General features: G+C 61.0%; 20 protein-coding genes and 1 pseudogene. 12 read left to right on the top strand and 9 right to left on the bottom strand.

Annotation, left to right across the window (positions count from 1 at the left end; all coding sequences use genetic code 11):
- Positions 1 to 10: 10 nt before the first annotated feature.
- Positions 11 to 775, bottom strand: coding sequence for a methyl-accepting chemotaxis protein (locus ACLEJQ_RS24290; RefSeq protein WP_440799218.1), 765 nt, complete (start codon positions 773 to 775; stop codon positions 11 to 13).
- A gap of 93 nt (positions 776 to 868) precedes the next feature.
- Positions 869 to 1,900: pseudogene (locus ACLEJQ_RS24285) on the bottom strand (HAMP domain-containing protein); the annotation flags it as partial.
- A 191-nt stretch (positions 1,901 to 2,091) separates the two neighbouring features.
- Between ACLEJQ_RS24285 and ACLEJQ_RS24280 the strand changes: the two are divergent.
- On the top strand, positions 2,092 to 3,576 hold the full coding sequence (locus ACLEJQ_RS24280) for a helicase HerA-like domain-containing protein (RefSeq protein WP_440799212.1): 1,485 nt from the start codon (positions 2,092 to 2,094) through the stop codon (positions 3,574 to 3,576).
- Between the two features lie 180 nt (positions 3,577 to 3,756).
- On the opposite strand, the gene ACLEJQ_RS24275 is transcribed toward ACLEJQ_RS24280, so the two are convergent.
- The gene (locus ACLEJQ_RS24275) at positions 3,757 to 4,212 is read right to left on the bottom strand and encodes a DUF721 domain-containing protein (RefSeq protein WP_440799210.1); all 456 of its coding nucleotides are present in this window, start codon (positions 4,210 to 4,212) and stop codon (positions 3,757 to 3,759) included.
- A gap of 306 nt (positions 4,213 to 4,518) precedes the next feature.
- Here ACLEJQ_RS24275 and secA point away from each other — a divergent pair, with 306 nt between their 5' ends.
- From secA to ACLEJQ_RS24260, 3 genes are all read left to right on the top strand, one after another.
- On the top strand, positions 4,519 to 7,254 hold the full coding sequence (secA, locus tag ACLEJQ_RS24270; protein WP_440799208.1) for a preprotein translocase subunit SecA: 2,736 nt from the start codon (positions 4,519 to 4,521) through the stop codon (positions 7,252 to 7,254).
- A 121-nt stretch (positions 7,255 to 7,375) separates the two neighbouring features.
- Entirely contained in the window at positions 7,376 to 8,593 is a 1,218-nt protein-coding gene (gene argJ, locus ACLEJQ_RS24265; protein WP_440799206.1) for a bifunctional glutamate N-acetyltransferase/amino-acid acetyltransferase ArgJ, read from the top strand.
- Positions 8,594 to 8,806: 213 nt separating this feature from the next.
- Entirely contained in the window at positions 8,807 to 9,751 is a 945-nt protein-coding gene (locus tag ACLEJQ_RS24260) for a Nudix family hydrolase (RefSeq protein WP_440799204.1), read from the top strand.
- Positions 9,752 to 9,901: 150 nt separating this feature from the next.
- Here ACLEJQ_RS24260 and ACLEJQ_RS24255 read toward each other — a convergent pair whose 3' ends face one another.
- The 3 genes from ACLEJQ_RS24255 to ACLEJQ_RS24245 are packed head-to-tail and all read right to left on the bottom strand — an operon-like array spanning position 9,902 to position 13,485.
- Positions 9,902 to 10,483 (bottom strand): cob(I)yrinic acid a,c-diamide adenosyltransferase, encoded by a 582-nt coding sequence (locus ACLEJQ_RS24255; protein ID WP_440799202.1) that lies wholly within the window; start codon positions 10,481 to 10,483, stop codon positions 9,902 to 9,904.
- Between the two features lie 2 nt (positions 10,484 to 10,485).
- A complete protein-coding gene (locus ACLEJQ_RS24250; protein ID WP_440799200.1) occupies positions 10,486 to 12,522 on the bottom strand; it encodes an ATP-binding protein in 2,037 nt (678 codons plus the stop codon).
- 45 nt (positions 12,523 to 12,567) lie between these two features.
- Complete coding sequence (locus ACLEJQ_RS24245; protein ID WP_440799198.1) at positions 12,568 to 13,485, bottom strand: putative 2-dehydropantoate 2-reductase; 918 nt, start codon at positions 13,483 to 13,485, stop codon at positions 12,568 to 12,570.
- A 142-nt stretch (positions 13,486 to 13,627) separates the two neighbouring features.
- Here ACLEJQ_RS24245 and ACLEJQ_RS24240 point away from each other — a divergent pair, with 142 nt between their 5' ends.
- On the top strand, positions 13,628 to 14,113 hold the full coding sequence (locus tag ACLEJQ_RS24240; RefSeq protein ID WP_440799196.1) for a YajQ family cyclic di-GMP-binding protein: 486 nt from the start codon (positions 13,628 to 13,630) through the stop codon (positions 14,111 to 14,113).
- 144 nt (positions 14,114 to 14,257) lie between these two features.
- On the top strand, positions 14,258 to 15,103 hold the full coding sequence (locus ACLEJQ_RS24235; RefSeq protein ID WP_440799194.1) for a mechanosensitive ion channel family protein: 846 nt from the start codon (positions 14,258 to 14,260) through the stop codon (positions 15,101 to 15,103).
- Between the two features lie 112 nt (positions 15,104 to 15,215).
- On the opposite strand, the gene ACLEJQ_RS24230 is transcribed toward ACLEJQ_RS24235, so the two are convergent.
- On the bottom strand, positions 15,216 to 16,547 hold the full coding sequence (locus tag ACLEJQ_RS24230) for an OprD family porin (protein ID WP_440799192.1): 1,332 nt from the start codon (positions 16,545 to 16,547) through the stop codon (positions 15,216 to 15,218).
- Between the two features lie 206 nt (positions 16,548 to 16,753).
- Positions 16,754 to 16,921 carry a hypothetical protein gene (locus ACLEJQ_RS24225; RefSeq protein ID WP_440799190.1) on the bottom strand — a complete coding sequence of 56 codons (168 nt, stop codon included), beginning with the start codon at positions 16,919 to 16,921 and terminating at the stop codon, positions 16,754 to 16,756.
- Between the two features lie 515 nt (positions 16,922 to 17,436).
- On the opposite strand from ACLEJQ_RS24225, the gene ACLEJQ_RS24220 reads away from it, so the two are divergent.
- A complete protein-coding gene (locus tag ACLEJQ_RS24220) occupies positions 17,437 to 17,862 on the top strand; it encodes an HIT domain-containing protein (RefSeq protein ID WP_440799216.1) in 426 nt (141 codons plus the stop codon).
- 4 nt (positions 17,863 to 17,866) lie between these two features.
- Entirely contained in the window at positions 17,867 to 18,073 is a 207-nt protein-coding gene (locus ACLEJQ_RS24215; RefSeq protein WP_440799189.1) for a SlyX family protein, read from the top strand.
- 189 nt (positions 18,074 to 18,262) lie between these two features.
- Here the strand turns inward: ACLEJQ_RS24215 and ACLEJQ_RS24210 are convergent, their stop codons facing one another.
- Complete coding sequence (locus ACLEJQ_RS24210) at positions 18,263 to 18,868, bottom strand: cold shock domain-containing protein membrane protein (RefSeq protein ID WP_440799187.1); 606 nt, start codon at positions 18,866 to 18,868, stop codon at positions 18,263 to 18,265.
- A gap of 397 nt (positions 18,869 to 19,265) precedes the next feature.
- On the opposite strand from ACLEJQ_RS24210, the gene ACLEJQ_RS24205 reads away from it, so the two are divergent.
- The 4 genes from ACLEJQ_RS24205 to aspS all read left to right on the top strand — a co-directional run bounded on the left by ACLEJQ_RS24205 (position 19,266) and on the right by aspS (position 22,627).
- A complete protein-coding gene (locus tag ACLEJQ_RS24205; protein ID WP_440799185.1) occupies positions 19,266 to 19,739 on the top strand; it encodes a Dps family protein in 474 nt (157 codons plus the stop codon).
- A 325-nt stretch (positions 19,740 to 20,064) separates the two neighbouring features.
- Complete coding sequence (locus tag ACLEJQ_RS24200) at positions 20,065 to 20,409, top strand: ribbon-helix-helix domain-containing protein (RefSeq protein ID WP_440799183.1); 345 nt, start codon at positions 20,065 to 20,067, stop codon at positions 20,407 to 20,409.
- A 145-nt stretch (positions 20,410 to 20,554) separates the two neighbouring features.
- Positions 20,555 to 20,776, top strand: a complete 222-nt coding sequence (locus ACLEJQ_RS24195) for an FmdB family zinc ribbon protein (RefSeq protein WP_245143008.1) — start codon at positions 20,555 to 20,557, stop codon at positions 20,774 to 20,776.
- Between the two features lie 75 nt (positions 20,777 to 20,851).
- Entirely contained in the window at positions 20,852 to 22,627 is a 1,776-nt protein-coding gene (gene aspS / locus ACLEJQ_RS24190) for an aspartate--tRNA ligase (protein WP_440799180.1), read from the top strand.
- Positions 22,628 to 22,708 lie beyond the last annotated feature (81 nt).

The raw sequence follows: 22,708 nt of genomic DNA, 5'->3' as shown, positions 1-22,708 counted from the left end.
TCCAGGCGCTCTAGATCCTGAAACTCCCCACCAATTGCTTCAACCGCGCCGCCTGCTGCTCCAGGTCGGAACAGGCGCGCAAGGTCGATTGCAGGTTTTCCACGCCTTCCTGGTTCAGGGTGTTGATCTCGGTGATGTCGACGTTGATCGACTCCACCACGGCGGTCTGTTCCTCGGTGGCGGTGGCCACCGACTGGTTCATGCCGTCGATCTCGCCGATGCGCTGGGTCACGCTGCTCAGGCGCTCGCCGGCCAGGTTGGCGATTTCCACGCTCTGCTGGCTGTGGCGCTGGCTGTCGCTCATGGTCGTGACCGAATCCCGGGCACCGACCTGCAACTCTTCGATCATGGTCTGCACTTGCTGCGCCGATTCCTGGGTGCGGTGGGCCAGGTTGCGCACTTCATCGGCCACTACGGCGAACCCGCGCCCGGCTTCACCTGCCCGGGCGGCTTCAATCGCGGCGTTGAGGGCCAGCAGGTTGGTCTGCTGGGAAATGCTGGTGATCACTTCGAGGATCTGACCGATGTTCACGGTTTTGCTGTTCAGCGATTCGATGTTGCTGCTCGACGTTCCCAGCAATTGAGACAAACGATTCATCGCAGCGATGCTGCGCTCTACCACTTGTTGGCCGTCCTCGGCCAAGCCGCGGGCGTCGCTGGCCTGATGGGAGGCCTGGGCGGCGTTGCGGGCGATTTCCTGGGCGGCGGCGCCCAGTTGATTGATGGCGGCGGCCACGCTGTTGGTACGGCTCGATTGTTCATCGGAATTGACCATCGACGAGTTCGATGCGCTGACCACGCGCAGGGCGACTTCGTTGACGTGTTCGGTGGCCGAGGACACCTCGCGGATCGAACGGTGGATCCGCTCGACGAAACGGTTGAACGCCGTGCCGAGGATGCCGAATTCGTCCTGGTTCTGGATGACCAGGCGTTTGGTCAGGTCGCCTTCGCCGTCGGCGATGTCTTCCATGGCCCGGGTCATGACATGCAGCGGCTGGATCAACAGGCGGATCAGCATGCTCAGCAGGGCAATGATGAACACCACGGCGATGACAGTCGCCACGACGGCCGAAGTGCGGAAGTCGCTGAGCATGGAGTAGGCCATGTCCTTGTCTACCGAGACACCCACATACCAGTTGACCGAGGGCAGGCCTTTGATGGGCGTGAAGGTGACGATGCGCGTGTGGCCGTCTACTTCGACTTCGCTGATCTGGTCGCTGATCTTCGGGGTGTCCCGGGGAAAGGCCTCGGCCAGGGTCTTCATGACCAGGTTCTTGTCCGGGTGCACCAGGATCTTGCCGTCGGCGCTGACCAGGTAGGCATAGCCCATGCCGTCGAAGTCCACGGTCTTGAGGTTGTCGATGACGGCTTGCAGGCTCAGGTCGCCACCCACCACGCCGATGCTTTGCGTGGCGTTGCGCGAGGCGCTGGCGATGGAGATGATCAGCGCGCCGGTGGCCGCGTCGATGTAGGGTTCGGTCAGGGTCGCGGTACTGCTGCTTTGCGCGCCTTTATACCAGGGGCGAACCCGTGGATCGAAGCCGTCGGGCATTTTCGTATCGGGGCGAATGATGAAGCTGCCTTGGGCATCGCCCAGGTAGGACGCCATGAACGTGGACGTCAGCGCTTTCTGTTCCAGCAGGCGGGACACCGTGGCGGAATCCGGGTTGATGGCGATGTTCTGGGCCAGGTTATCGACCAGCAGGATGCGGCCGGTCAGCCAGGTCTGGATGTTGCTCGCCGTGACATCGCCCATTTCATGCAGGTAGCTGTCGAGGTCATCGCGGATGGCGTTGCGTTGCAGGTAATCGTTGTACAGCGTGAAGGAGGCGAAGGCGGCGATGACGATCAGGGCGGCAGCAAGCAGGATCTTATGGCTGAAGCGCAAATTTCTATTCATGGTTCGGGGTTCCGCTAAAGTCTTTTTTCCAGGCGTGCTTTTTTAGTAAAGCAGCGCAAAATGTCCCCGTACTGAAAATAAAGCTGATATTTCCTTCGCTCCCTGGGGAATTATCCGACCTTAGTTTTCGATGAGGTCTGTCGCTTTAGCTATCGACCATGCAGCGCCAAAGATGAATCAAAGGTGACCAAATGCAGGATTTCGTGCAACTCGTTATCGGGGCCGACCTCGCCGGTCAGCCTATCGGCCAGGCCATGCGCCTGGCGAATCGTCATGGTTTGGTGGCGGGCGCCACCGGCACCGGCAAGACCGTCACCCTGCAGCGCCTGGCCGAGGCGTTCAGCGATGCCGGGGTGGCGGTGTTCGCGGCGGACATCAAGGGTGACCTGTGCGGCCTCGGCGCCGCCGGCAACCCCCACGGCAAGGTCGCCGAGCGCATCGCCGCGATGCCCTGGCTCAATCACCAGCCCAGGGCTTATCCGGTGACCTTGTGGGATATCCACGGCCAGTCCGGTCACCCATTGCGTACTACCTTGAGTGAGATGGGCCCGCTGTTGATCGGCAGCCTGCTCGAATTGACGGACAGCCAGCAATCGGCGCTCTACGCCGCGTTCAAGGTCGCCGACCGCGAAGGCCTGTTGCTGCTGGACCTCAAGGACCTGAAGGCGCTGCTCAACCATCTCAAGGACAACCCCGAGCTACTGGGGGACGACGCGGCCTTGATGACCACCGGCTCCAGCCAGGCGTTGTTGCGGCGGTTGTCCACGCTTGAACAGCAGGGCGCCGATGCACTGTTCGGCGAGCCGGCCTTGCAACTCGAAGACATCCTGCAACCGACCGCCGATGGCCGTGGCCGCATTCATTTGCTCGACGCCAGCCGCCTGGTCCACGAGGCGCCGAAGGTCTACGCGACGTTCCTGCTGTGGCTGCTGGCCGAGTTGTTCGAGCAACTGCCCGAGCGCGGCGATGCGGACGAACCGTTGCTGGCGCTGTTCTTCGATGAGGCGCACCTGCTTTTTGCCGGTACGCCCAAGGCCTTGCAGGAGCGTCTGGAACAAGTGGTGCGGCTGATTCGCTCCAAGGGAGTGGGGGTGTATTTCGTCACCCAGTCGCCGGGTGACCTGCCGGACGATGTGCTGGCGCAGTTGGGCTTGCGCATCCAGCATGGCCTGCGGGCCTTTACCGCGAAAGAGCAGAAATCTCTGCGGGCGGTGGCGGAGGGTTTTCGACCCAACCCGCAATTCGATGCCCTGGCGGTGCTCACTGAGTTGGGGATCGGCGAAGCCTTGGTTGGTACTTTGCAGGAAAAAGGCACGCCGGAAATGGTCCAGCGGGTGTTGGTGGCGCCGCCGCAATCGCGCATCGGGCCGCTGAGCGAGGCCGAGCGCGCCGGGCTGATCGCCAACTCGTCGCTGCAAGGTCGTTACGACAAGCCGATCGATCGGGAATCGGCCTATGAAGTGTTGATGGGCCGCAAAGGGCTTGAACCCCAGACCGAAGCGCCGGGTAAACCGCAGGCCGAACAACCGAGCTTTGCCGACAAGGCCGGCGAGTTCCTCGGCACCGCGGCCGGCCAGGCATTGAAATCCGCCATGCGCCAGGCGGCCAATCAGCTGGGCCGGCAATTGGTGCGCGGGTTGATGGGGTCGTTGCTGGGGGGCAGTAAGCGCCGCTAGTCGGCAGACCCGGTCGCCGCCATCGCGAGCACATTCAACATCACCTGCACAGGCACACCGCTATCGCGAGCAGGCTCGCTCCCACAGTGGACCTTCAGCGGACATAAATTTTGTGTTCAACAGTGACCCCTGTGGGAGCGAGCCTGCTCGCGATAGCGATCTACCAGGCGAAGCAAGGCCTCAAGCCTTGGGCCGGGCATGCGCCGCCAGTCGTTCCAGCGCCGCCCGCAGTTGCGGATCGCTGATGCCATCGGCGGTGGCCTGGATGGTGGCGGCGGCATCGCTGGACAGGTCCAGGGTGTGCCCTTTGGCACGGGCCTGCACCGTGGGCGGCTGGACCTTGAACAGGATCCGCGTCAGGTTGGCGAACTCGTCGAACGCCTGCAATTGGCGCAGCAGACGCTTCTGTTGGTAGCGCAGGCGCGTGGCCCAGTGGCCGTCGGTGACGATCAGCAGCAGGCAGCCTTCGCGCCACGACGCCACATGGCAATGCTCGCGGGCGGCAGGTTGCAACTGGCTGTCCAGCAGACGCTGCAAATGGCCCAGGCGCCGGGCGTGGCCGAAGAGGGCTTTCAGCGGTTTGGCTTCGCGCAGCAGGACGGCGGGAGCCTTGGCTGGAAGAGGGCGAAAGGCCATGGACGATTACCACAAGTGACAGAGGCGCCATGGTAGCAGAAAGCACCGGGCACGCCTTGGCGCAGTCGTCCGAGGCGTTTAACGGATACAAACACTGGTAACTTCTGCATTTAATGGGTTGAAGTTCGCCCAAAAGCCCTTATTTTAAGCAGGCCCCGTCACAGCGCTGTGCCAGCATCGTGGAATAACGCCACTTTCCTCACCATCGTTTCCGGGTAGAATGCTCGTTCGCATGCGGCCATGAGGGCTGCACGGGCGACTCACGGGGCCGCCCTCCATCCCTTTAGTGTGGAAGATCCTGCCGATATGTTTGCGCCTTTGTTAAAGAAACTTTTTGGAAGCAAGAACGAGCGTGAAGTCAAGCGCATGCTCAAGACGGTACAGACTGTCAATGCCTTCGAAGAGCAAATGGTGGCCCTTTCGGACGATCAGTTACGCGCCAAGACTGCCGAATTCAAGGACCGCATCGCCAAGGGAGAAACCCTTGACCAGCTCCTGCCCGAAGCCTTTGCGGTTGCCCGCGAAGCCGGCAAGCGGGTCATGGGCATGCGCCACTTCGACGTCCAGTTGATCGGCGGCATGACCCTGCACGAAGGCAAGATCGCTGAAATGCGCACCGGTGAGGGCAAGACCCTCGTGGCGACCTTGGGCGTCTACCTCAACGCACTGTCCGGCAAGGGCGTGCACGTCGTGACGGTCAACGACTACCTGGCCCGCCGCGACGCCAACTGGATGCGCCCGCTCTACGAATTCCTCGGCCTGACCGTCGGCGTCGTCACGCCGTTCCAGCCGCCGGAAGAGAAGCGCGCCGCCTACGCCGCCGACATCACCTACGGCACCAACAACGAATTCGGTTTCGACTACCTGCGTGACAACATGGCGTTCAGCCTGGAAGAAAAATTCCAGCGTGAACTCAATTTCGCCGTGATCGACGAAGTCGACTCGATCCTCATCGACGAAGCCCGTACCCCGCTGATCATTTCCGGTCAGGCCGAGGACAGCTCCAAGCTGTACATCGAGATCAACAAACTGATCCCGCAGCTCAAGTTGCACGTCGAGGAAGTCGAAGGGCAGGTGACCCAGGCCGGGCACTACACCATCGACGAGAAGACCCGCCAGGTCGAGCTCAACGAAGCCGGTCACCAGTTCATCGAGGACATGCTCACCCGCGTCGGCCTGCTGGCCGAAGGCGAGAGCCTCTACTCGGCCCACAACCTGGGCCTGCTGACCCACGTCTACGCCGGCCTGCGTGCCCACAAGCTGTTCCATCGCAACGTCGAATACATCGTGCAGGACGGCCAGGTGGTGCTGGTGGACGAGCACACCGGTCGTACCATGCCCGGTCGTCGGCTGTCCGAAGGCCTGCACCAGGCCATCGAAGCCAAGGAAGGCCTGAATATCCAGGCCGAGAGCCAGACCCTGGCCTCGACCACGTTCCAGAATTATTTCCGCCTGTACAACAAGCTGTCCGGCATGACCGGTACCGCTGATACCGAGGCATTCGAATTCCACCAGATCTACGGCCTGCAAGTGGTGGTCATCCCGACCAACAAGCCGCTGGCGCGTAAAGACTACAACGACCTGGTATTCCTGACCGCTGAAGAGAAGTACGCAGCGATCATCAACGACATCAAGGAAGGCATGGCCCAGGGCCGTCCGATCCTGGTGGGCACCGCCACCATCGAAACCTCCGAGCACATGTCCGCCTTGCTCACCAAGGAAGGCATCGAGCACAAGGTGCTCAACGCCAAGTTCCACGAAAAGGAAGCCGAGATCATCGCCCAGGCCGGTCGCCCGGGTGCGCTGACCATCGCCACCAACATGGCCGGCCGTGGTACCGACATCCTGCTGGGCGGCAACTGGGAAGTGGAAGTCGCGTCCCTGGAAAACCCGACGCCGGAGCAGATCGCGCAGATCAAGGCCGACTGGCAGAAGCGCCACCAGCAGGTGCTCGAATCCGGCGGCTTGCAGGTGATCGCGTCCGAGCGTCACGAATCGCGGCGTATCGACAACCAGCTGCGCGGCCGTGCCGGTCGCCAGGGCGACGCCGGTTCCAGCCGGTTCTACCTGTCGCTGGAAGACAGCCTGATGCGCATCTTCGCCTCGGATCGGGTGAAGAACTTCATGAAGGCCCTGGGCATGCAGCCGGGCGAGGCCATCGAGCACCGCATGGTGACCAACGCCATCGAGAAGGCCCAGCGCAAGGTCGAGGGGCGCAACTTCGATATCCGTAAGCAACTGCTCGAGTTCGACGACGTCAACAACGAACAACGTAAAGTGATCTATCACATGCGAAACAGTTTGTTGGCCGCCGACGACATCGGCGAGACCATCGCCGATTTCCGCCAGGAAGTGCTCAACGCTACCGTCAGCGCCCACATTCCGCCGCAATCGCTGCCTGAGCAGTGGGACATCGCAGGACTGGAAGCGGCCCTGCGCAGCGACTTCGGCGTGTCCTTGCCGATCCAGCAGTGGCTCGACGAGGATGACCACCTGTACGAGGAGACCCTGCGCGAAAGGCTGCTGGCCGAACTGATCGCCGCGTACAACGAGAAAGAAGACCAGGCCGGCGCCGAGGCGCTGCGCTCCTTCGAGAAGCAGATTGTGCTGCGGGTACTGGACGACCTGTGGAAAGACCACCTGTCGACCATGGATCACCTGCGCCATGGTATCCACCTGCGCGGTTATGCCCAGAAGAACCCGAAGCAGGAATACAAGCGCGAATCCTACACGCTGTTCTCCGATCTGCTGGATTCGATCAAGCGCGACTCGATCCGTGTGCTGTCCCACGTTCAGGTCCGCCGCGAAGACCCGGCCGAGGAAGAAGCCCGCCTGCGCCAGGAAGCCGAAGCCCTGGCCGCCCGCATGCAGTTCGAGCACGCCGAAGCCCCTGGTCTGGAAGTCGTTGCCGAAGAGGGCGTCGACGTGGATGTCGCCCTGGCGAGCGCGCCGGTGCGCAACGAGCAGAAGCTGGGCCGAAACGAACTGTGTTACTGCGGTTCGGGCAAGAAATACAAGCATTGCCACGGGCAGATCCAATAATCCCGTTGCAACGCTGAACCCTCCACGCCGCGACCGGTTTCAAACGGCTCGCGGCGTTTTGCCATTTGATTAGCCGTCCCGACGAGAGCGGCGCAGACATACATCTAAAAGGAGCGCATTCATGGCTGTTGGTCTTGGTCCGTTGCCAACGTTGCACCCGGTTGCCGGTTTTGAACTCGGTATCGCTTCGGCGGGCATCAAGCGCCCCGGACGCAAGGATGTAGTGGTGATGCGTTGCGCCGAAGGTTCGACGGTCGCCGGCGTGTTCACCCTCAACGCCTTTTGCGCAGCGCCGGTCATTCTTGCCAAGCAGCGCGTGCAGGGGCCGGTGCGCTATCTGCTGACCAACACCGGCAATGCCAACGCCGGCGCCGGCGCGCCAGGCCTGGCCGCCGCCGAGCGCACTTGCGCAAAACTGGCCGAACTGACCGGTGTCGATGCCAATCAGGTGCTGCCGTATTCCACTGGTGTGATCGGCGAGCCGCTGCCGGTAGAGAAAATCGAAGGCGCGTTGCAGGCCGCTCTCGACGACCTGTCGGAGAACAACTGGGCCGCGGCCGCCACCGGGATCATGACCACCGACACCCTGCCCAAGGGCGCGAGCCGCCAGTTTCAGCACGATGGCGTGACCGTCACCGTCACCGGTATCAGTAAAGGTGCGGGCATGATCCGGCCGAACATGGCGACCATGCTCGGCTACATCGCCACCGACGCCAAGGTTTCGCGCCAAGTGTTGCAAGACCTGATGCTCGACGGCGCCAACAAGTCCTTCAACCGTATTACCATCGACGGCGACACCTCCACCAACGACTGCTGCATGCTGATCGCCACCGGCAAGGCCAACCTGCCTGAGATCACCGAAGCCAGCGGCCCGCTGTTCGCCGCCCTGAAACAGGCTGTGTTCGAAGTCTGCATGGAAGTGGCCCAGGCCATCGTCCGTGACGGCGAAGGCGCGACCAAGTTCGTCACCGTGCAGGTCAACGGCGGTGGCAATCACCAGGAATGCCTGGACGTCGGCTACACCGTGGCGCATTCGCCGCTGATCAAGACAGCGCTGTTCGCTTCCGACCCGAACTGGGGCCGGATCCTCGCCGCGGTCGGTCGTGCCGGCGTGCCGGCGCTGGACGTCAGCAAGATCGATGTGTTCCTCGGTGAAGTCTGCATCGCCAGCCAAGGCGCTCGTGCTGCGACCTACACCGAAGCCCAGGGCGCGGCGGTGATGCAGCAGGAAGAAATCACCATCCGCATCGAGCTGGGGCGTGGTGAGTGCAGCGAAACGATCTGGACTACCGATTTGTCCCACGAGTACGTGAAGATCAACGCTGAGTATCGGACTTAACAGGGCTCGGTACCGAGTTGCTCCTATCGCGAGCAGGGATCTGTGGTGTGAACTCAATTCACGCCACCCCACAAATCCCCTGTGGGAGCGAGCCAGCTCGCGATGGCGGCACAACGGCTGCACACTTTTGAGGTGAGCGGCCCAAGTCGAACCCCTTTATCAACGGCCGGCGCTCAAGGCGTGGCAAACGGCCGGCCTGGAGGACACTGCGCGGTGAAACGAGTCCATGTAGCGGCGGCAGTCATTCGTGACGCTGCCGGCAAGATCCTGATCGCCCGACGGGCCGACACCCAGCACCAGGGCGGCCTGTGGGAATTTCCCGGTGGCAAGGTCGAGGCCGACGAGTCCGTCGAGAAGGCGCTGGCCCGGGAGCTCCATGAAGAGCTGGGGATAGTGGTCGGAACCGCCCGACCGCTGATCAAGGTGCGCCACGATTACCCCGACAAGCAGGTATTGCTCGATGTCTGGGAAGTCTCGGCGTTCACCGGCGAGCCGCATGGCGCCGAGGGGCAGCCGTTGGCCTGGGTGACGGCCCGCGATCTGCCGAATTATGAGTTTCCGGCCGCCAATCAACCGATCGTCGCCGCGGCCCGCTTGCCGGGCGAATACCTGATCACCCCTGAAGGCCTTGAGACGCCGGCGTTACTGCGCGGCCTGCAGAAGGCGATCGCCGGCGGAATCAAGCTGGTGCAGCTGCGTGCCCCCAACGGCTACGACCCGCAATACCGCGACCTGGCGGTGGATGCGGCGGGGTTGTGCGCCGGCAAGGCGCAATTGATGCTCAAGGGGCCGTTCGAGTGGCTGGGGGACTTTCCGTCCGCTGGCTGGCACATCACCGCTGCGCAGTTGCGTAAACACGCAGCGGCCGGTCGTCCGTTCGGCAAGGAGCGCTGGTTGGCGGCTTCCTGTCATAACGCAGAGGAACTGGCCCTGGCGCAGCAGATGGATGTGGATTTCGTGACGCTTTCGCCGGTACAACCGACCCAGACCCATCCCGAGGCGCAGCCGTTGGGTTGGGAGGAAGCTGCGCGGTTGATCGAAGGTTTCAACAAGCCGGTTTATCTGTTGGGCGGGGTCGGGCCTGATGACCGGCAAAAAGCTTGGGAGGCTGGGGCTCAGGGTGTGGCGGGGATTCGGGCGTTTTGGCCTGGGGCATGATTTTTGTGGTGTGGCTGCTGACCCCTTCGCGGGCAAGCCCGCTCCCACAGGGTGATCGGTTGTGAGCACAGATTGAGTGTCTGACGCAGATCCAATGTGGGAGCGGGCTTGCCCGCGAAGGCGGCCTGACAGGCGATACATTTCTTTTGATCAAGCCCCAGGCTTGGCCGCCGCCTCCCAAAGCACCTCGGCCACCCCTTGCCGCCGGGCTATCACTCGGGCCGCCACGAATAGCAGGTCCGACAACCGATTGATATAAGCCAGCCCCGGCCCGGCCAGCGGTTCGACCGCGTTCAACTGCTGGCAACGACGCTCGGCGCTGCGAGCCAGGCTGCGGCAGACATGGGCCTGGGCAATCAGCGTCGAGCCGCCGGGCAGGATGAAGTTTTCCAACGGTCCCAACTCCTCGTTCCAGACATCGATCGCCGCTTCCAGTCGTTCGACTTCCGCCGTATTCAACGCCTGATAGGCCGGCATCGCCAGTTCACCGCCCAGATCGAACAGGCGGTGCTGACATGGCGCCAGCACGTCACTGACTTCCCCCAGCGCCGGGTAGCGCGTGGTTTCGGCGGCAAGTCCAGCCAATAGCAACCCCAGCTGGCTGTTCAGCGTATCCACCTCGCCAATGGCCTCGATTCGTGGATGGTCCTTCGCCACGCGACGGCCATCGCCCAATCCGGTTTCACCCTTGTCGCCGGTGCGGGTGTAAATCTTCGACAGGCGAAAGCCCATGCTCAGCGCTCCAGTTGTATGTTTTCCTGCTGGGTGAGGGACGTGCCGGCCAACGGCAGGCGCAGGGTAAAGCAAGTGCCCTGGCCCGGTGCCGATTGCACTTCCATCTGGCCCTTGTGGTTATTGGTGATGATGAAATACGACACCGACAGCCCGAGGCCTGTGCCCTGGCCGATCTCCTTGGTGGTGAAGAACGGCTCGAAGGTCCGCTTACGGACGTTTTCGCTCATGCCGATGCCGTTGTCTTCCACCTGGATCTCCGCCCACAGCGGATTCAGCCGAGTGCGCAGGATAATGCGCCCCGGTTCGCTGTCGTCCTGGCGTTGGTGGATTGCCTGGGCGGCGTTTTTCAACAGATTGAGCAACACTTGTTCCAGTTCGTTGGCCGTGCCGGGCACCGGCCCCAGGTTCGGGTCGAACTGACGGATGATCGCCTGGCCCTTGAAGTCGAAGCCGATCGCCAGGTCGAAGTCGTTGCCGGCGATTTCCACCGCCTGGTCGATCAGCGCCGGCAGGTCGCAGGGTGCCATCTGCCGCGTGCTGCGGCGGCTGAAGCTGAGCATGTGGGTGACGATCTTCGCGGCCCGGGCACCGGCCTGCTGGATGCCGTCGAGCAGCTGCGGGATCTCCCGGCCTTCCAGGTAACGATTGACCGCTGGCAGCTCGATGCCCAGTTGCTCGGCCTGTTCGAGGTTCCTCGGCAGGTCCGGCGACAGCCGCCGCCGGATGTTCTGCACGTTGTGCAGGATCGCGCCCAGGGGGTTATTGATCTCGTGGGCCATGCCCGCCGCGAGACCGCCGACCGAGAGCATTTTTTCCGATTGCACCATCATTTCCTCCAGCGACAGGCGCTGGGTGATGTCATCGATGCGGATCACCACCCCGCGCCCAGCGCCGCCCATCAATGGGTAGAAGGTCAGGGCGTAGTGTCGCGCTTCGTCGTCCTTGGTCCAGGTGACCCGTTCGATTTTCGCCACCGTGTGTTGTTCGACGGTCTGCTTGAGCTGCGGCAGGTACGGTTTGAGCGGTTCGAAGGCGAGGAAGATCGGCTGGTTCAGCGCCTCGTCCAGGCGCGTGCCGGAGAGCGCGCTGGCCTCCTGGTTCCACTGGGTGACGTAGAGCTGTTCGTCGAGGGCGATCAGCGCCGAGGGCATGGAGTCGATGATGCTGTTGAGGTAGTTCTGGAAACCGGTGAGTTTTTTCTCGATCTTGCTGCGCACCTGGACTTCCAATTCCAGCTTGCGATTGGTATGGCGGGTTTCTTCCGCCAGGCCTTGGGCCTGGTCGTAGGCGGCCTGGGAGTCGTCCCGGGCGCGCTTGAGCTGTTGCTCGCGGGCTTCGATCCGCGACAGCATGGTGTTGAATGCCTCGGCCAGGCTGCCGATCTCGTCGTGGTTGCCCCGGGCGGCGCGCAGTGAATAGTTCTCTTCGCGGGTGACCTGGCGTGACAGTTCTTCGAGTTGATGGATCGGTTGGGTGATCAGGCGCTTGATCTGTTGGGCAATCACCAGCCAGAGCAACACACTGAAGATCAGGATGCCGAGGCTGGCGGTGAGGGTGCCGGTGTAGAACGCCGTCGGCAATTCACTGCTGGCCACCAGCAACAGATGCCCCGGTGTCTTGCCGGGACGGGGCAGGGTGATCACCTGGTTGCTGCGAAACTCTCCGGCCTGCCAGGCCTGCATATGGCGGAAATGGTCGGGCAACTTGAGCTTTTCGCCCTGTTGCAACTGTGCCAGGCGTTCGCCCTCACCGTCATATAAGGCCGCTGCTCGCAGCGGTCCGTAGCTGTTGAGCTCATCGAGCAGGCGCTTGGCGGTTTGCGGCGATTGCAGTGCGTCGGAAATCAGGCTCGGGTTCGCCACCAGCCGGCCGATGGTCTGCAAGGCCTGGGGTGCCATGCTTTCCTGGGAAATGTAGTAGGCGGCGCTGATAAAGGTCAGGTTGGCCACCAGCAGAACGGTGGTCAACAACACCAACAGGGCGGCCAGCAGTTTCTGGCCGACCGGGAGGTTTTCAAGGCGTTGGCGCAATGGCATCAGAGTCGTCGCTGCAAAAGAACACGAGGGCAGCGTAGCCGCTGCTCAGTCGCTGGGCAATCCGAGGTTGTCCAGGTGGGCAATCAGGCGCTGTCGCAGCTGTTCCAGGTGCGGGATCACCAGCCCATGGCGTTGGGCTGACTTGCAGGCGTGGCCGAGCAGATAGCTGATTTCGGTGCGGCGCCGATGTTTGACGTCCTGGTACATCGAGGAGTAATTGGCGGCGGTGGCCTGGATCACCCGTTCGACTTCCGAATGCAAGTGCTCGGCCGCAGCCGGCTGGCCGCAGCGTTCGAGCAGGTCGGTGAGCTCTGCGCAGAGGGTCGCGACTTCGCAATGGTGCACCCGCAAGCCGCCATTGTTGCAGTCATGCAGTACCGTCAGCGGATTGATCGCGCAATTGAGCGCCAGTTTGCGCCAGAGCCGGGTGAGGATCTCGGTGCTCCATTCGTGGGGGATGCCGGCGGCGCTCAGGTCGTCCAGCCAGAACGGCGGCATCGGGTGGGCGGGGTCGCCAAGCCAGGTGTAGCCGTGGCCGGCGAACACCACGCGCCAGTCACCGTCGCGAAATGCGCCCTCGGTGCTGGAGGCACTGATGCAGCGGGCCTGGGGGACGCGGTTTGCCACCGCATCCTGGCTGCCGAGGCCGTTCTGTAGAAGGATCAGTTCCGACTCGGCGCCCAGGCGGTGGGCCACTGAAGCCACCGCGGCTTCGGCATCGTAGGCTTTGCAAGCCAGCAGCAGGCGCCGGATCGGTTCGGAGCTGTCCGCCGTTTCACCGGGCACCGGGTAGAATTGCGGCTGGCCCTGTTCCACCAGGGTAAGGCCTCCGGCCGCCTCATACGCCTGCAACCGGTCGTCATTGCGCAGCACCAGCCGCACCGGCAGGCCGGCCCGGGCCAGGCGCGTGGCCCACAGTGTGCCAAGGCTGCCGGCACCGAGGACATGCCAGGTGGTGGACATCAGTTTTTTACTCGGATTGGCGCAGGCATCTGAGGGCTCACAGCGTCGATTGGAAAAGACCCGTTATAATGAGCCCGATTTCAACCACAAGCCAAGCGCGCGCCTTCGTTACGGGCGCGCCTTTTTATTTGGAGAACACTACATGCCGTCATTCGACGTGGTATCCGAACTGGACAAACACGAAGTCACCAACGCCGTTGAAAACGCCGTCAAGGAACTCGACCGTCGCTATGACCTCAAGGGCAAGGGCAGCTTCGAGTTCAAGGAAAAGGAGCTGACCGTCAACTTGACCGCCGAAGCCGACTTTCAGCTTGAGGCGATGATCGAGATCCTCAAGCTGGCGTTGGTCAAGCGCAAGATCGACGTGCAATGCCTCGAGGTCAAGGACGCCTACGCGTCGGGCAAGGTGGTGAAGCAGGAAGCCGTGCTCAAGGAAGGTATCGACAAGGAACTGGCCAAGAAGATCGTCGCTCATATCAAGGACGCCAAACTCAAGGTCCAGGCCGCCATCCAGGGTGAGCAGGTCCGGGTGACCGGCAAGAAGCGCGACGACTTGCAAGAAGCAATCGCTGCCTTGCGCGGCAAGGAATTCGGCATGCCGCTGCAATTCAATAACTTCCGTGACTGATATTCCAGTTACATGAAGACCCTGTGGCGAGGGAGCTTGCTCCCGCTGGCTGCGCAGCAGCCTATTATAGATAGGCGCTACGCACCCAGGCGCGAGCAAGCGCCCTTGCCATAATGCCGCGTGCAATAGGATAAGGAGAACACGATGGACTTGAACGCTGAAGTGGACCACCTGGTCAAGGCTTCCCAGGCCTGGATCCCAATGATCATGGAGTACGGCAGCCGCGTGCTGCTGGCGATCGTCACCCTGGCCATCGGCTGGTGGCTGATCAACAAGGTGACCCAGAAGCTGGGCGCGCTGCTGGCCCTGCGTAATGCTGACCTGGCGTTGCAAGGGTTCATCAGTACCCTGGCGAATATCATCCTGAAGATACTGCTGATCGTCAGTGTGGCCTCGATGATCGGTGTGGAAACCACCTCGTTTGTCGCGGCCATCGGTGCGGCCGGCCTGGCGATCGGCCTGGCACTGCAGGGCAGCCTGGCGAATTTCGCCGGTGGGGTGCTGATCCTGTTGTTCCGTCCGTTCCGCATCGGTGACTGGATCGAGGCCCAGGGCGTTGCCGGTACGGTCGATGCGATCCAGATCTTCCACACCGTGCTGCGCACTGGCGACAACAAGACCGTTATCGTGCCCAACGGCAATCTGTCGAACGGCATCATCACCAACACCAATCGTCAGCCGACCCGCAAGGTGGTGTTCGATGTGGGCGTGGATTACCAGGCCGACTTGCAAAAGGCTCGGCAGGTGCTGCTGGATCTGGCAAAGGACGAGCGCGTACTGGCCGATCCGGCACCTGAAGCAGTGATTTCCACCCTGGGCGACAGTTCGATCACTGTGTCGTTGCGCATCTGGGTGAAAACCGCGGACTACTGGAGCGTGATGTTCATGCTCAACGAACAGGCCCGGGACCGCTTGAAGGATGCCGGGATTGATATTCCGTTTCCCCAGCGGGTGATTCGGGTCGTCCAGGAACCTTCTTCGGTGCAATGATGCTTCGGTAGTTGCTTGACCTTTTGGTCAGGGTTTCCATGAACCAGGCACAATGAAAAAGGCCCATCCGAAGATGGGCCTTTTTTGATTACCGCGAACTAACTTTCGACAATTACAGAATCGAAATCGGGTAGTCGACGATCAGGCGGAACTCATTGATATCGCCTTCAGCCTGGTCGGTGTTGGCGCGATGCCATGCCTGACGAACGCGGAACGACAGGTCCTTGGCAGGGCCGGCCTGAACCACGTACTTGGCTTCGAAGTTGGTTTCGTGATGCTTGCCATCATCACCATAACCGATGGCGTTGTATGGGCTGGTGGCATCCATTTTGGACCCGTCGATATCCCAACCTTTAACGTAGCGGGCCATGAAGCTCAGGCCAGGTACGCCGTACTCAGCCATCTTCAGGTCGTAACGAACCTGGGCAGACTTCTCGTTAGGGGCGTTGAAGTCAGAGTACTGGATGGAGTTCGCGAGGAAGATCGAGTCGCCACCACGGTTGTTCTTGCCTACACCGATGTAGTCGAACGGAGTGTCGCCGTTGACTTTCTGGAACGCGACGGTAACGGTGTGTGCTTTAAGGAACGAGTAAGCGGCAGCCAGGGAGAACGTGGTGTTGCTGATGTCGCCAGCCTTGGCGCTGCCGGCGTCGGTGGTGCGGTAGATGTTACCGTCCAAGTTCAGCGACTGATCACCGCCCATAGGGATAGTGTAGTTCAGGTTACCGTAGTACTGGTTCCAGATATCTTCCAGCTTGGCGCCGTACACCGATGCGCTCAGGTTGTCGCTGAAGGCGTATTTGCCGCCAAGGTAGTCGATGGTGTTGGCTTCCACGCCAGCGTAGTTTGCAAACAGACCGCCGTCACGAGCGTTGCGATCCTGGCTGGTGCCCGAGTAGAAGTGGCCGGCTTCGAGGTCAAGATCTTTGACTTCACTGCTCTGCAGTTGGAAACCGCTGGCAGTTTGAGGAAGGATGCGGGAGCCACCGACTGCGAACACTGGAGAAGTGCTAGGCTGCATGTCGCCGAATTTCAGCTCGGTCTTGGAGATGCGGAACTTGATGGCCGCGCCGGCTTTGCCCTGGCTGTCGTTCACATCGCCATCGGCGTCGCGGCTCATGTTGCCAGTGCCGCCAGTGCCGTCGCCACCGTCCAGTTTGACGGCCAGGTAACCGAATGCATCGATACCGACGCCTACGGTGCCTTGGGTGTAGCCGGAGTTGAAGTTGCCCCAGATGCCTTGGGTCCAGTCTTTCTGATCGTTGCCACCGTTTTTGTTGTCACGGTTGAAGTAGTAGTTGCGCAGCAGCAGCTTGGCGCTGGCATCTTCCACAAAGCCTTTGGCTTCAGACTGGTCAGTTACAAACGGTGCGGCCGTAGCCATTTGGGTACTGGCTGCTGCTGCAACGGCCAGTGCGATCATGCTCCACTTCATCACGCGCATCGTGATTTGCTCCTTTGGTTTTAGAAGAGTACTGCCGTCCCACCTGTTTTATTATCTGGGCGGCTCTTTCTTTTTGTGTCGGCGCAAACTTATATCACGCCGACCCTATTGGCGATACTTGCCCATACAACCTTTCAGCTTCTTTACGACCATGTCGCCAATGGCTCGATCCATGTCGTATCTGGGCTGAACCCGTGCACTTGGATTCACAACTTTAATGTTGTTTTTTCTTTTTCCGGCATCGGTATAAAGAGTCCATCATTACCGCGTTTGAAGCTCCTTGGGCAGCCTTGCCACTCTAATTTTTTCAACTCCTGGCGGTCTGCGCTCCGGCAGGCCTTCCAGACGATGTGCGGATTGAATGCAACAAGCATGCTCAAATCCGGTTCTGCCTTCACATTTTTTTCACATCTTGCTCGCGGTCGCGGTGAAACCTCATGAAACCGGGCCCCAAAGGCCTTGTTTTAAATAGGGTTGACTGCTGCGCAATAGTCATGGTTGCCGGTAGGAAATTTCGCGAGACAACCAAAAACGTTACCGGTTCACCCCATCCGGTGAGTAAATCCCGGATGCTTCGTGCACTGAGCGTAGACGCACTGTGCTGTTTTGGTGCAAAAAAATTTCAGGCTGGACAAAAATCCTACAGCTGTCGCGGTATGTAGCCGCGCCGCCCAGGGTTGTCGGCATGACCCATGCGCCGAATAGGGGCGCGCGGCTGCACTGGTTCATGGCACTCCCGGACCAAAATACATCAGCAGCCAGTGGTTGTTCCGGACCTGGACGTTACGCAGTGAACGTTCTGCGGTTAGCCGGTATGCTGCGGGTCTATGCCCGACGCAGTCCCCAGGGCCGCTCGTCCGGGCAGGATCATCAACGAGGAGTACGCACGGTGTTTGCCTTAGACCCACGACTGCAACAAGACACATTGCCGATCGGTGATTTCCCGCTGTGCCGGTTGCTGCTGTCCAATGATTCCAACTATCCGTGGTTCATCCTCGTACCGCGGCGGGAAAGTATCAGCGAATTGTTTCAGTTGGATGACGGCGATCAACAACAGTTGTGGAAAGAAACCACGGCGCTTGCCGAAACCCTGAAAGATTCGTTCGATGCCGACAAAATGAACGTTGCCACCTTGGGTAACGTCGTCAGCCAGTTGCACATGCATGTGATCGTACGCAAGCGTGATGATGTCGCCTGGCCTGCTCCAGTCTGGGGCAAACATCCGGCGCGGCCTTATACTGAGGTGCAGGTGGCGGCTGTTCGCGAACGCTTGCGGATGGCCCTGACCGATGATTTCAAGTTTCTGGAGGACTGATGCCATGAATCTTGAGGAGCGTGTTACCGAGCTTGAAAGTCGCCTGGCGTTTCAGGATGACACCATCCAGGCCTTGAACGACGTGCTGGTGGAACAGCAGCGTGTAGTCGAGCGGCTGCAGCTGCAAATGGCGGCGTTGCTCAAGCGCCAGGAAGAGATGGCGGGGCAATTCGAAACCTTTGAAGAGGAGGCGCCGCCTCCGCATTACTAACGCCGCAATCCTTGTGGAAGCGGGCTTGCTCGCGAAAAGGGCGGATCAGCCAGCATTGCGACCGACTGACCCACCGCTATAGCGAGCAAGCCCGCTCCCACAGGAAGTGGCGGACCTGGCGTCGATTGGCAGACCATAAAAAACCGCGAGCAGCCTAGGCTGCCCGCGGTTTTTTTTAGCGCTTGGGAATCAGCGACGCGGCAGGGCTGCGATCACGTCTTCGGCTTGCAGGCCTTTGTCGCGGTTCATCACCGAGAATTCCACGCGCTGGCCTTCTACCAGGACGCGGTGGCCTTCGCCACGAATGGCCCGGAAATGCACGAAGATGTCATCGCCGGAGTCGCGGGAGATGAAACCGAAACCTTTGGACGTGTTGAACCACTTCACGGTGCCGGTATCGCGGTTGGACATGTCGTAGTTCTGCGGCGCGGCGGCTGGCGACGACTTCTTGTAGAAGCTGACGGCCAGGTGCAGGGCCACGGCGAGCAGGGCGCTACCCAGGCTGAACAGGATCGCCGGTTGACCGGCGATTTCCGGCATCGGCGCCAGCAGCGCCAGGGTTTGCAAGGCAACGGCCAGCACCAGCAAGGCGCTGACCAGGTTTTGCAGTTGATGACGTGGACCTTTGTTCCAGTACGGAATTACAGGCGCGAGGGTCAGGTTGAGCAGGCCGAAGAAGGCCAGGTACAGTGCGTCGGGGTGTTGCAGGTAAGGTGTGGCTTCGGAACCCAGGCTAGGGATGAAGGACAGCAGCAGGGCAGCTGCGCCCATTAGCAAGTGGACGATTTTCAACATTTTGATTGGCTCACGGTTAAGACAGATCACAAGGAAGAGCTGGTCGGGGGCGGTTCGCTTCGGAACACATTAAGAGGCGGTGGACACGTACCCGAGTCAGCCTATGCGCCATGCCCGGAAGAATAGGCGTAGCGACACACTGCCTATTTAACAGTAAAGCCTGGGCCTTCTCAAACCCGTTGAGGGCGCGGGCCGCGCAGTTCGTCGGCTGGAAAGACTGGCATGCGCTTGAAGCTGTCAGGCAAAGGGCGTTGAATTCTTGAGACTGTCGGAACCGCCGGCGCCCCGGCCTTGTCGGTTCAGAAGGGCTGGCGATCTGTCGCAGGCTGGAGACGGCCAAATCCACTAAAGTGAACGGTCGTTGTCGAATTCATCACCATCAGGAGATCAACCCACCATGGCTATTGATATCGGAATCAGCGAAGAAGACCGCAAGTCCATCGTGGACGGGCTTTCGCGCCTGCTGTCGGACACCTATGTGCTGTACCTCAAGACCCATAATTTCCATTGGAACGTCACCGGGCCGATGTTCCGCACCCTGCACCTGATGTTCGAGGAGCAATACAACGAACTGGCGCTGGCGGTGGATTCGATTGCCGAGCGAATCCGTGCCCTGGGCTTTCCCGCCCCCGGTGCGTATTCGGTGTATGCGCGCCTGTCTTCCATCAAGGAAGAAGAAGGTGTGCCGGGCGCCGAAGACATGATCCGGCAACTGGTCGAAGGTCAGGAAGCCGTGACGCGTACCGCCCGTGGCATCTTTCCTTTGTTGGACAAGGTCAGCGACGAACCCACCGCCGACTTGCTGACCCAGCGCATGCAAGTGCACGAGAAGACCGCATGGATGCTGCGCTCGCTGTTGGAAAGCCAATAAGAGGCACCCGTTATATGCTCCGTGGCGAGGGAGCTTGCTCCCGCTGGGACGGTCCGACGCCTCGGGCGTAGCAGCCCCAAACCTTGTCAGACACAGGTCTTACGGCTGCTGCGCAGCCGAACGGGAGCAAGCTCCCTCGCCACGGGGGCGATATTGCCTGCGCGCCGGGTGTAGGACCGTGTAATTCATCGCCCACCTGCTGTTGGCTTGTCCTACGTCGATGGTCATAAAGTCATCTGGAACTGGCGCTGCCGTTGCGCTTCCATAGGACCACGGGTCGGGTATTCCAACCCACAGGCTCGTATGGCAAAGGAGTGTCAACGGTATGATTCAAGGAAAAGAACCCGGGGAGGGCGTGCAGGGGCGCTTCCAACCCATCAGTGTCGACCCGTTTGTCAGGGGGTTCGATATGCAGCTGGCCCGGCCCTGGGCCCGATCCATCCGTCTGAACGGATTCGCCACCTGTCTGCGGCTGGAGCAGGTGTATTGGAACATCCTCGGCGATATGGCCCGGCTCAACCGCTGCTCCATCAGCACCTTGCTGTCCCATGTGGATCGGGAAGTGCATCTGCGTCACGGTGGGGTGCGCAATTTCAGCGGCTTGGTGAGAGTGGTCTGCGTGGTGCATAGCCTGAAGGAGACCGGGATAGAAGTCCCCGCGCGCCATTGACCGCGCAAGCCCGGCGGTGTCCGCAACCCGACGGCGCAGCCTGTGCGGTCTTACGGCTGCACAGGCTGCATTTAATGGCTATAATCTCGCCCTTTGCCGCAAGGCCCAGTTCTTGCGGGTGTAACCTGATCGCCGAGATAACCCCATGCCGATGTACGACTATCAATGTGCTTCCTGTGGTCATCAGATGGAAGTCATTCAAAAGATCAGCGACGCAAAGCTGGTCGACTGTCCTGCTTGCCAGGCGCCGGAACTGAAGAAAATGCTCTCCATGCCTGGCTTCCGCCTCGGCGGCACGGGTTGGTACGAAACCGATTTCAAGACCGGCGCCAAGAAGAACCTGGCCGGTGGCGACAAAGCTGACTGAGTTGAACACGCGCGAGTTCTTGCACGGGCAGGGCCTCCAACCGAATGTCGAATTACGAGAAGTGAAACCACTACCATGATGCGCAGCCATTATTGCGGCCAACTGAACGAAAGCCTGGAAGGTCAGGAAGTTACTCTTTGCGGATGGGTCCATCGTCGCCGTGACCATGGCGGGGTGATTTTCCTCGATATCCGTGATCGTGAAGGCCTGGCCCAGGTGGTGTTCGACCCGGATCGCGCTGAAACCTTCGCCACCGCCGACCGCGTGCGCAGCGAATATGTGGTCAAAATCACCGGCAAGGTGCGCCTGCGTCCGGCCGGTGCCGGCAACGCCAACATGGCGTCCGGCATGATCGAAGTGCTGGGCTATGAGCTGGAAGTGCTCAACGAAGCGGAAACCCCGCCGTTCCCACTCAACGAATACTCCGACGTAGGTGAGGAAACCCGCCTGCGCTACCGCTTCATCGACCTGCGCCGTCCGGAAATGGCTGAGAAGCTGCGCTTGCGTTCGCGCATGACCACCAGCATCCGTCGCTACCTGGACGAGAACGGCTTCCTCGACGTCGAGACGCCGATCCTGACCCGCGCCACCCCGGAAGGCGCCCGCGACTACCTGGTGCCGAGCCGCACCCACCCCGGCAGCTTCTTCGCCCTGCCGCAGTCGCCGCAGTTGTTCAAGCAGCTGCTGATGGTTGCCGGCTTCGACCGCTACTACCAGATCGCCAAATGCTTCCGCGACGAAGACCTGCGTGCCGACCGTCAGCCTGAGTTCACTCAGATCGACATCGAAACCAGCTTCCTCGATGAAAAAGACATCATGGGCCTGACCGAAGGCATGATCCGCAACCTGTTCAAGGAAGTGCTGGGTCTGGAGTTCGGCGAGTTCCCGCACATGACCTACGAAGAGGCCATGCGCCGCTACGGTTCCGACAAGCCGGACCTGCGTAACCCGCTGGAACTGGTGGATGTCGCCGACCAGCTCAAGGAAGTCGAATTCAAGGTCTTCAGCGGCCCGGCCAACGATCCGAAATGCCGTATCGCCGCCCTGCGTGTACCGGGCGGCGCCAGCATGCCGCGCAAGCAGATCGACGACTACACCAAGTTCGTCGGCATCTACGGTGCCAAGGGCCTGGCGTACATCAAGGTCAACGAGCGCGCTGCGGGTGTCGATGGCCTGCAATCGCCGATCGTGAAAAACATCCCTGAGGCCAACCTCAACGTGATCCTCGATCGCGTGGGTGCGGTCGATGGCGACATCGTGTTCTTCGGCGCCGACAAGGCCAAGATCGTCAGCGAAGCCCTGGGCGCACTGCGGATCAAGCTGGGTCATGACCTGAAGCTGCTGACCTGCGAATGGGCCCCGATGTGGGTCGTCGACTTCCCGATGTTCGAAGAGAACGACGACGGCAGCTTCACCGCGCTGCACCACCCGTTCACCGCACCGAAGTGCTCGCCCGAGGAGCTGGAAGCCAATCCGGCGACCGCTCTGTCCCGCGCGTACGACATGGTCCTGAACGGTACCGAGCTGGGTGGCGGTTCGATCCGTATCCACCGCAAGGAAATGCAACAGGCCGTGTTCCGCCTGCTGGGCATCGACGAAGCGGAGCAGGAAGAGAAATTCGGCTTCCTGCTGGACGCCCTGAAGTTCGGCGCACCACCCCATGGTGGCCTGGCCTTCGGCCTGGACCGCCTGGTGATGCTAATGACCGGCGCCCAGTCGATTCGTGAAGTGATTGCATTCCCGAAAACCCAGAGCGCGGCCGATGTCATGACCCAGGCTCCGGGCGAAGTGGACGCCAAGGCGCTGCGCGAGCTGCATATTCGCCTGCGCGAACAGCCCAAGGCTGAGTAAGACCGGCACCTGATGGCGCATCTTCGGATGCGCCTTTTCGTTGGGGTCGATATTTCCGATTGCCGGCTGCTGCGCCAGCAG

This window comes from Pseudomonas sp. SMV71, from assembly GCF_052042015.1.
Classification (GTDB): Bacteria; Pseudomonadota; Gammaproteobacteria; order Pseudomonadales; family Pseudomonadaceae; genus Aquipseudomonas.
The sequence above is the reverse complement of the archived record's forward strand: the minus strand, read 5'-3'. Positions and strand labels throughout refer to the sequence as shown.

What these genes read in the sequence shown, in the direction of transcription:
- ACLEJQ_RS24290 (WP_440799218.1), bottom strand. Translation starts at nt 775, where the DNA reads ATGGTCAATTCCGATGAACAATCGAGCCGTACCAACAGCGTGGCCGCC.
- ACLEJQ_RS24280 (WP_440799212.1), top strand. Translation starts at nt 2,092, where the DNA reads ATGCAGGATTTCGTGCAACTCGTTATCGGGGCCGACCTCGCCGGTCAG.
- ACLEJQ_RS24275 (WP_440799210.1), bottom strand. Translation starts at nt 4,212, where the DNA reads ATGGCCTTTCGCCCTCTTCCAGCCAAGGCTCCCGCCGTCCTGCTGCGC.
- secA (WP_440799208.1), top strand. Translation starts at nt 4,519, where the DNA reads ATGTTTGCGCCTTTGTTAAAGAAACTTTTTGGAAGCAAGAACGAGCGT.
- argJ (WP_440799206.1), top strand. Translation starts at nt 7,376, where the DNA reads ATGGCTGTTGGTCTTGGTCCGTTGCCAACGTTGCACCCGGTTGCCGGT.
- ACLEJQ_RS24255 (WP_440799202.1), bottom strand. Translation starts at nt 10,483, where the DNA reads ATGGGCTTTCGCCTGTCGAAGATTTACACCCGCACCGGCGACAAGGGT.
- ACLEJQ_RS24250 (WP_440799200.1), bottom strand. Translation starts at nt 12,522, where the DNA reads ATGCCATTGCGCCAACGCCTTGAAAACCTCCCGGTCGGCCAGAAACTG.
- ACLEJQ_RS24245 (WP_440799198.1), bottom strand. Translation starts at nt 13,485, where the DNA reads ATGTCCACCACCTGGCATGTCCTCGGTGCCGGCAGCCTTGGCACACTG.
- ACLEJQ_RS24240 (WP_440799196.1), top strand. Translation starts at nt 13,628, where the DNA reads ATGCCGTCATTCGACGTGGTATCCGAACTGGACAAACACGAAGTCACC.
- ACLEJQ_RS24235 (WP_440799194.1), top strand. Translation starts at nt 14,258, where the DNA reads ATGGACTTGAACGCTGAAGTGGACCACCTGGTCAAGGCTTCCCAGGCC.
- ACLEJQ_RS24230 (WP_440799192.1), bottom strand. Translation starts at nt 16,547, where the DNA reads ATGCGCGTGATGAAGTGGAGCATGATCGCACTGGCCGTTGCAGCAGCA.
- ACLEJQ_RS24225 (WP_440799190.1), bottom strand. Translation starts at nt 16,921, where the DNA reads ATGCTTGTTGCATTCAATCCGCACATCGTCTGGAAGGCCTGCCGGAGC.
- ACLEJQ_RS24215 (WP_440799189.1), top strand. Translation starts at nt 17,867, where the DNA reads ATGAATCTTGAGGAGCGTGTTACCGAGCTTGAAAGTCGCCTGGCGTTT.
- ACLEJQ_RS24210 (WP_440799187.1), bottom strand. Translation starts at nt 18,868, where the DNA reads ATGTTGAAAATCGTCCACTTGCTAATGGGCGCAGCTGCCCTGCTGCTG.
- ACLEJQ_RS24205 (WP_440799185.1), top strand. Translation starts at nt 19,266, where the DNA reads ATGGCTATTGATATCGGAATCAGCGAAGAAGACCGCAAGTCCATCGTG.
- ACLEJQ_RS24200 (WP_440799183.1), top strand. Translation starts at nt 20,065, where the DNA reads ATGATTCAAGGAAAAGAACCCGGGGAGGGCGTGCAGGGGCGCTTCCAA.
- ACLEJQ_RS24195 (WP_245143008.1), top strand. Translation starts at nt 20,555, where the DNA reads ATGCCGATGTACGACTATCAATGTGCTTCCTGTGGTCATCAGATGGAA.
- aspS (WP_440799180.1), top strand. Translation starts at nt 20,852, where the DNA reads ATGATGCGCAGCCATTATTGCGGCCAACTGAACGAAAGCCTGGAAGGT.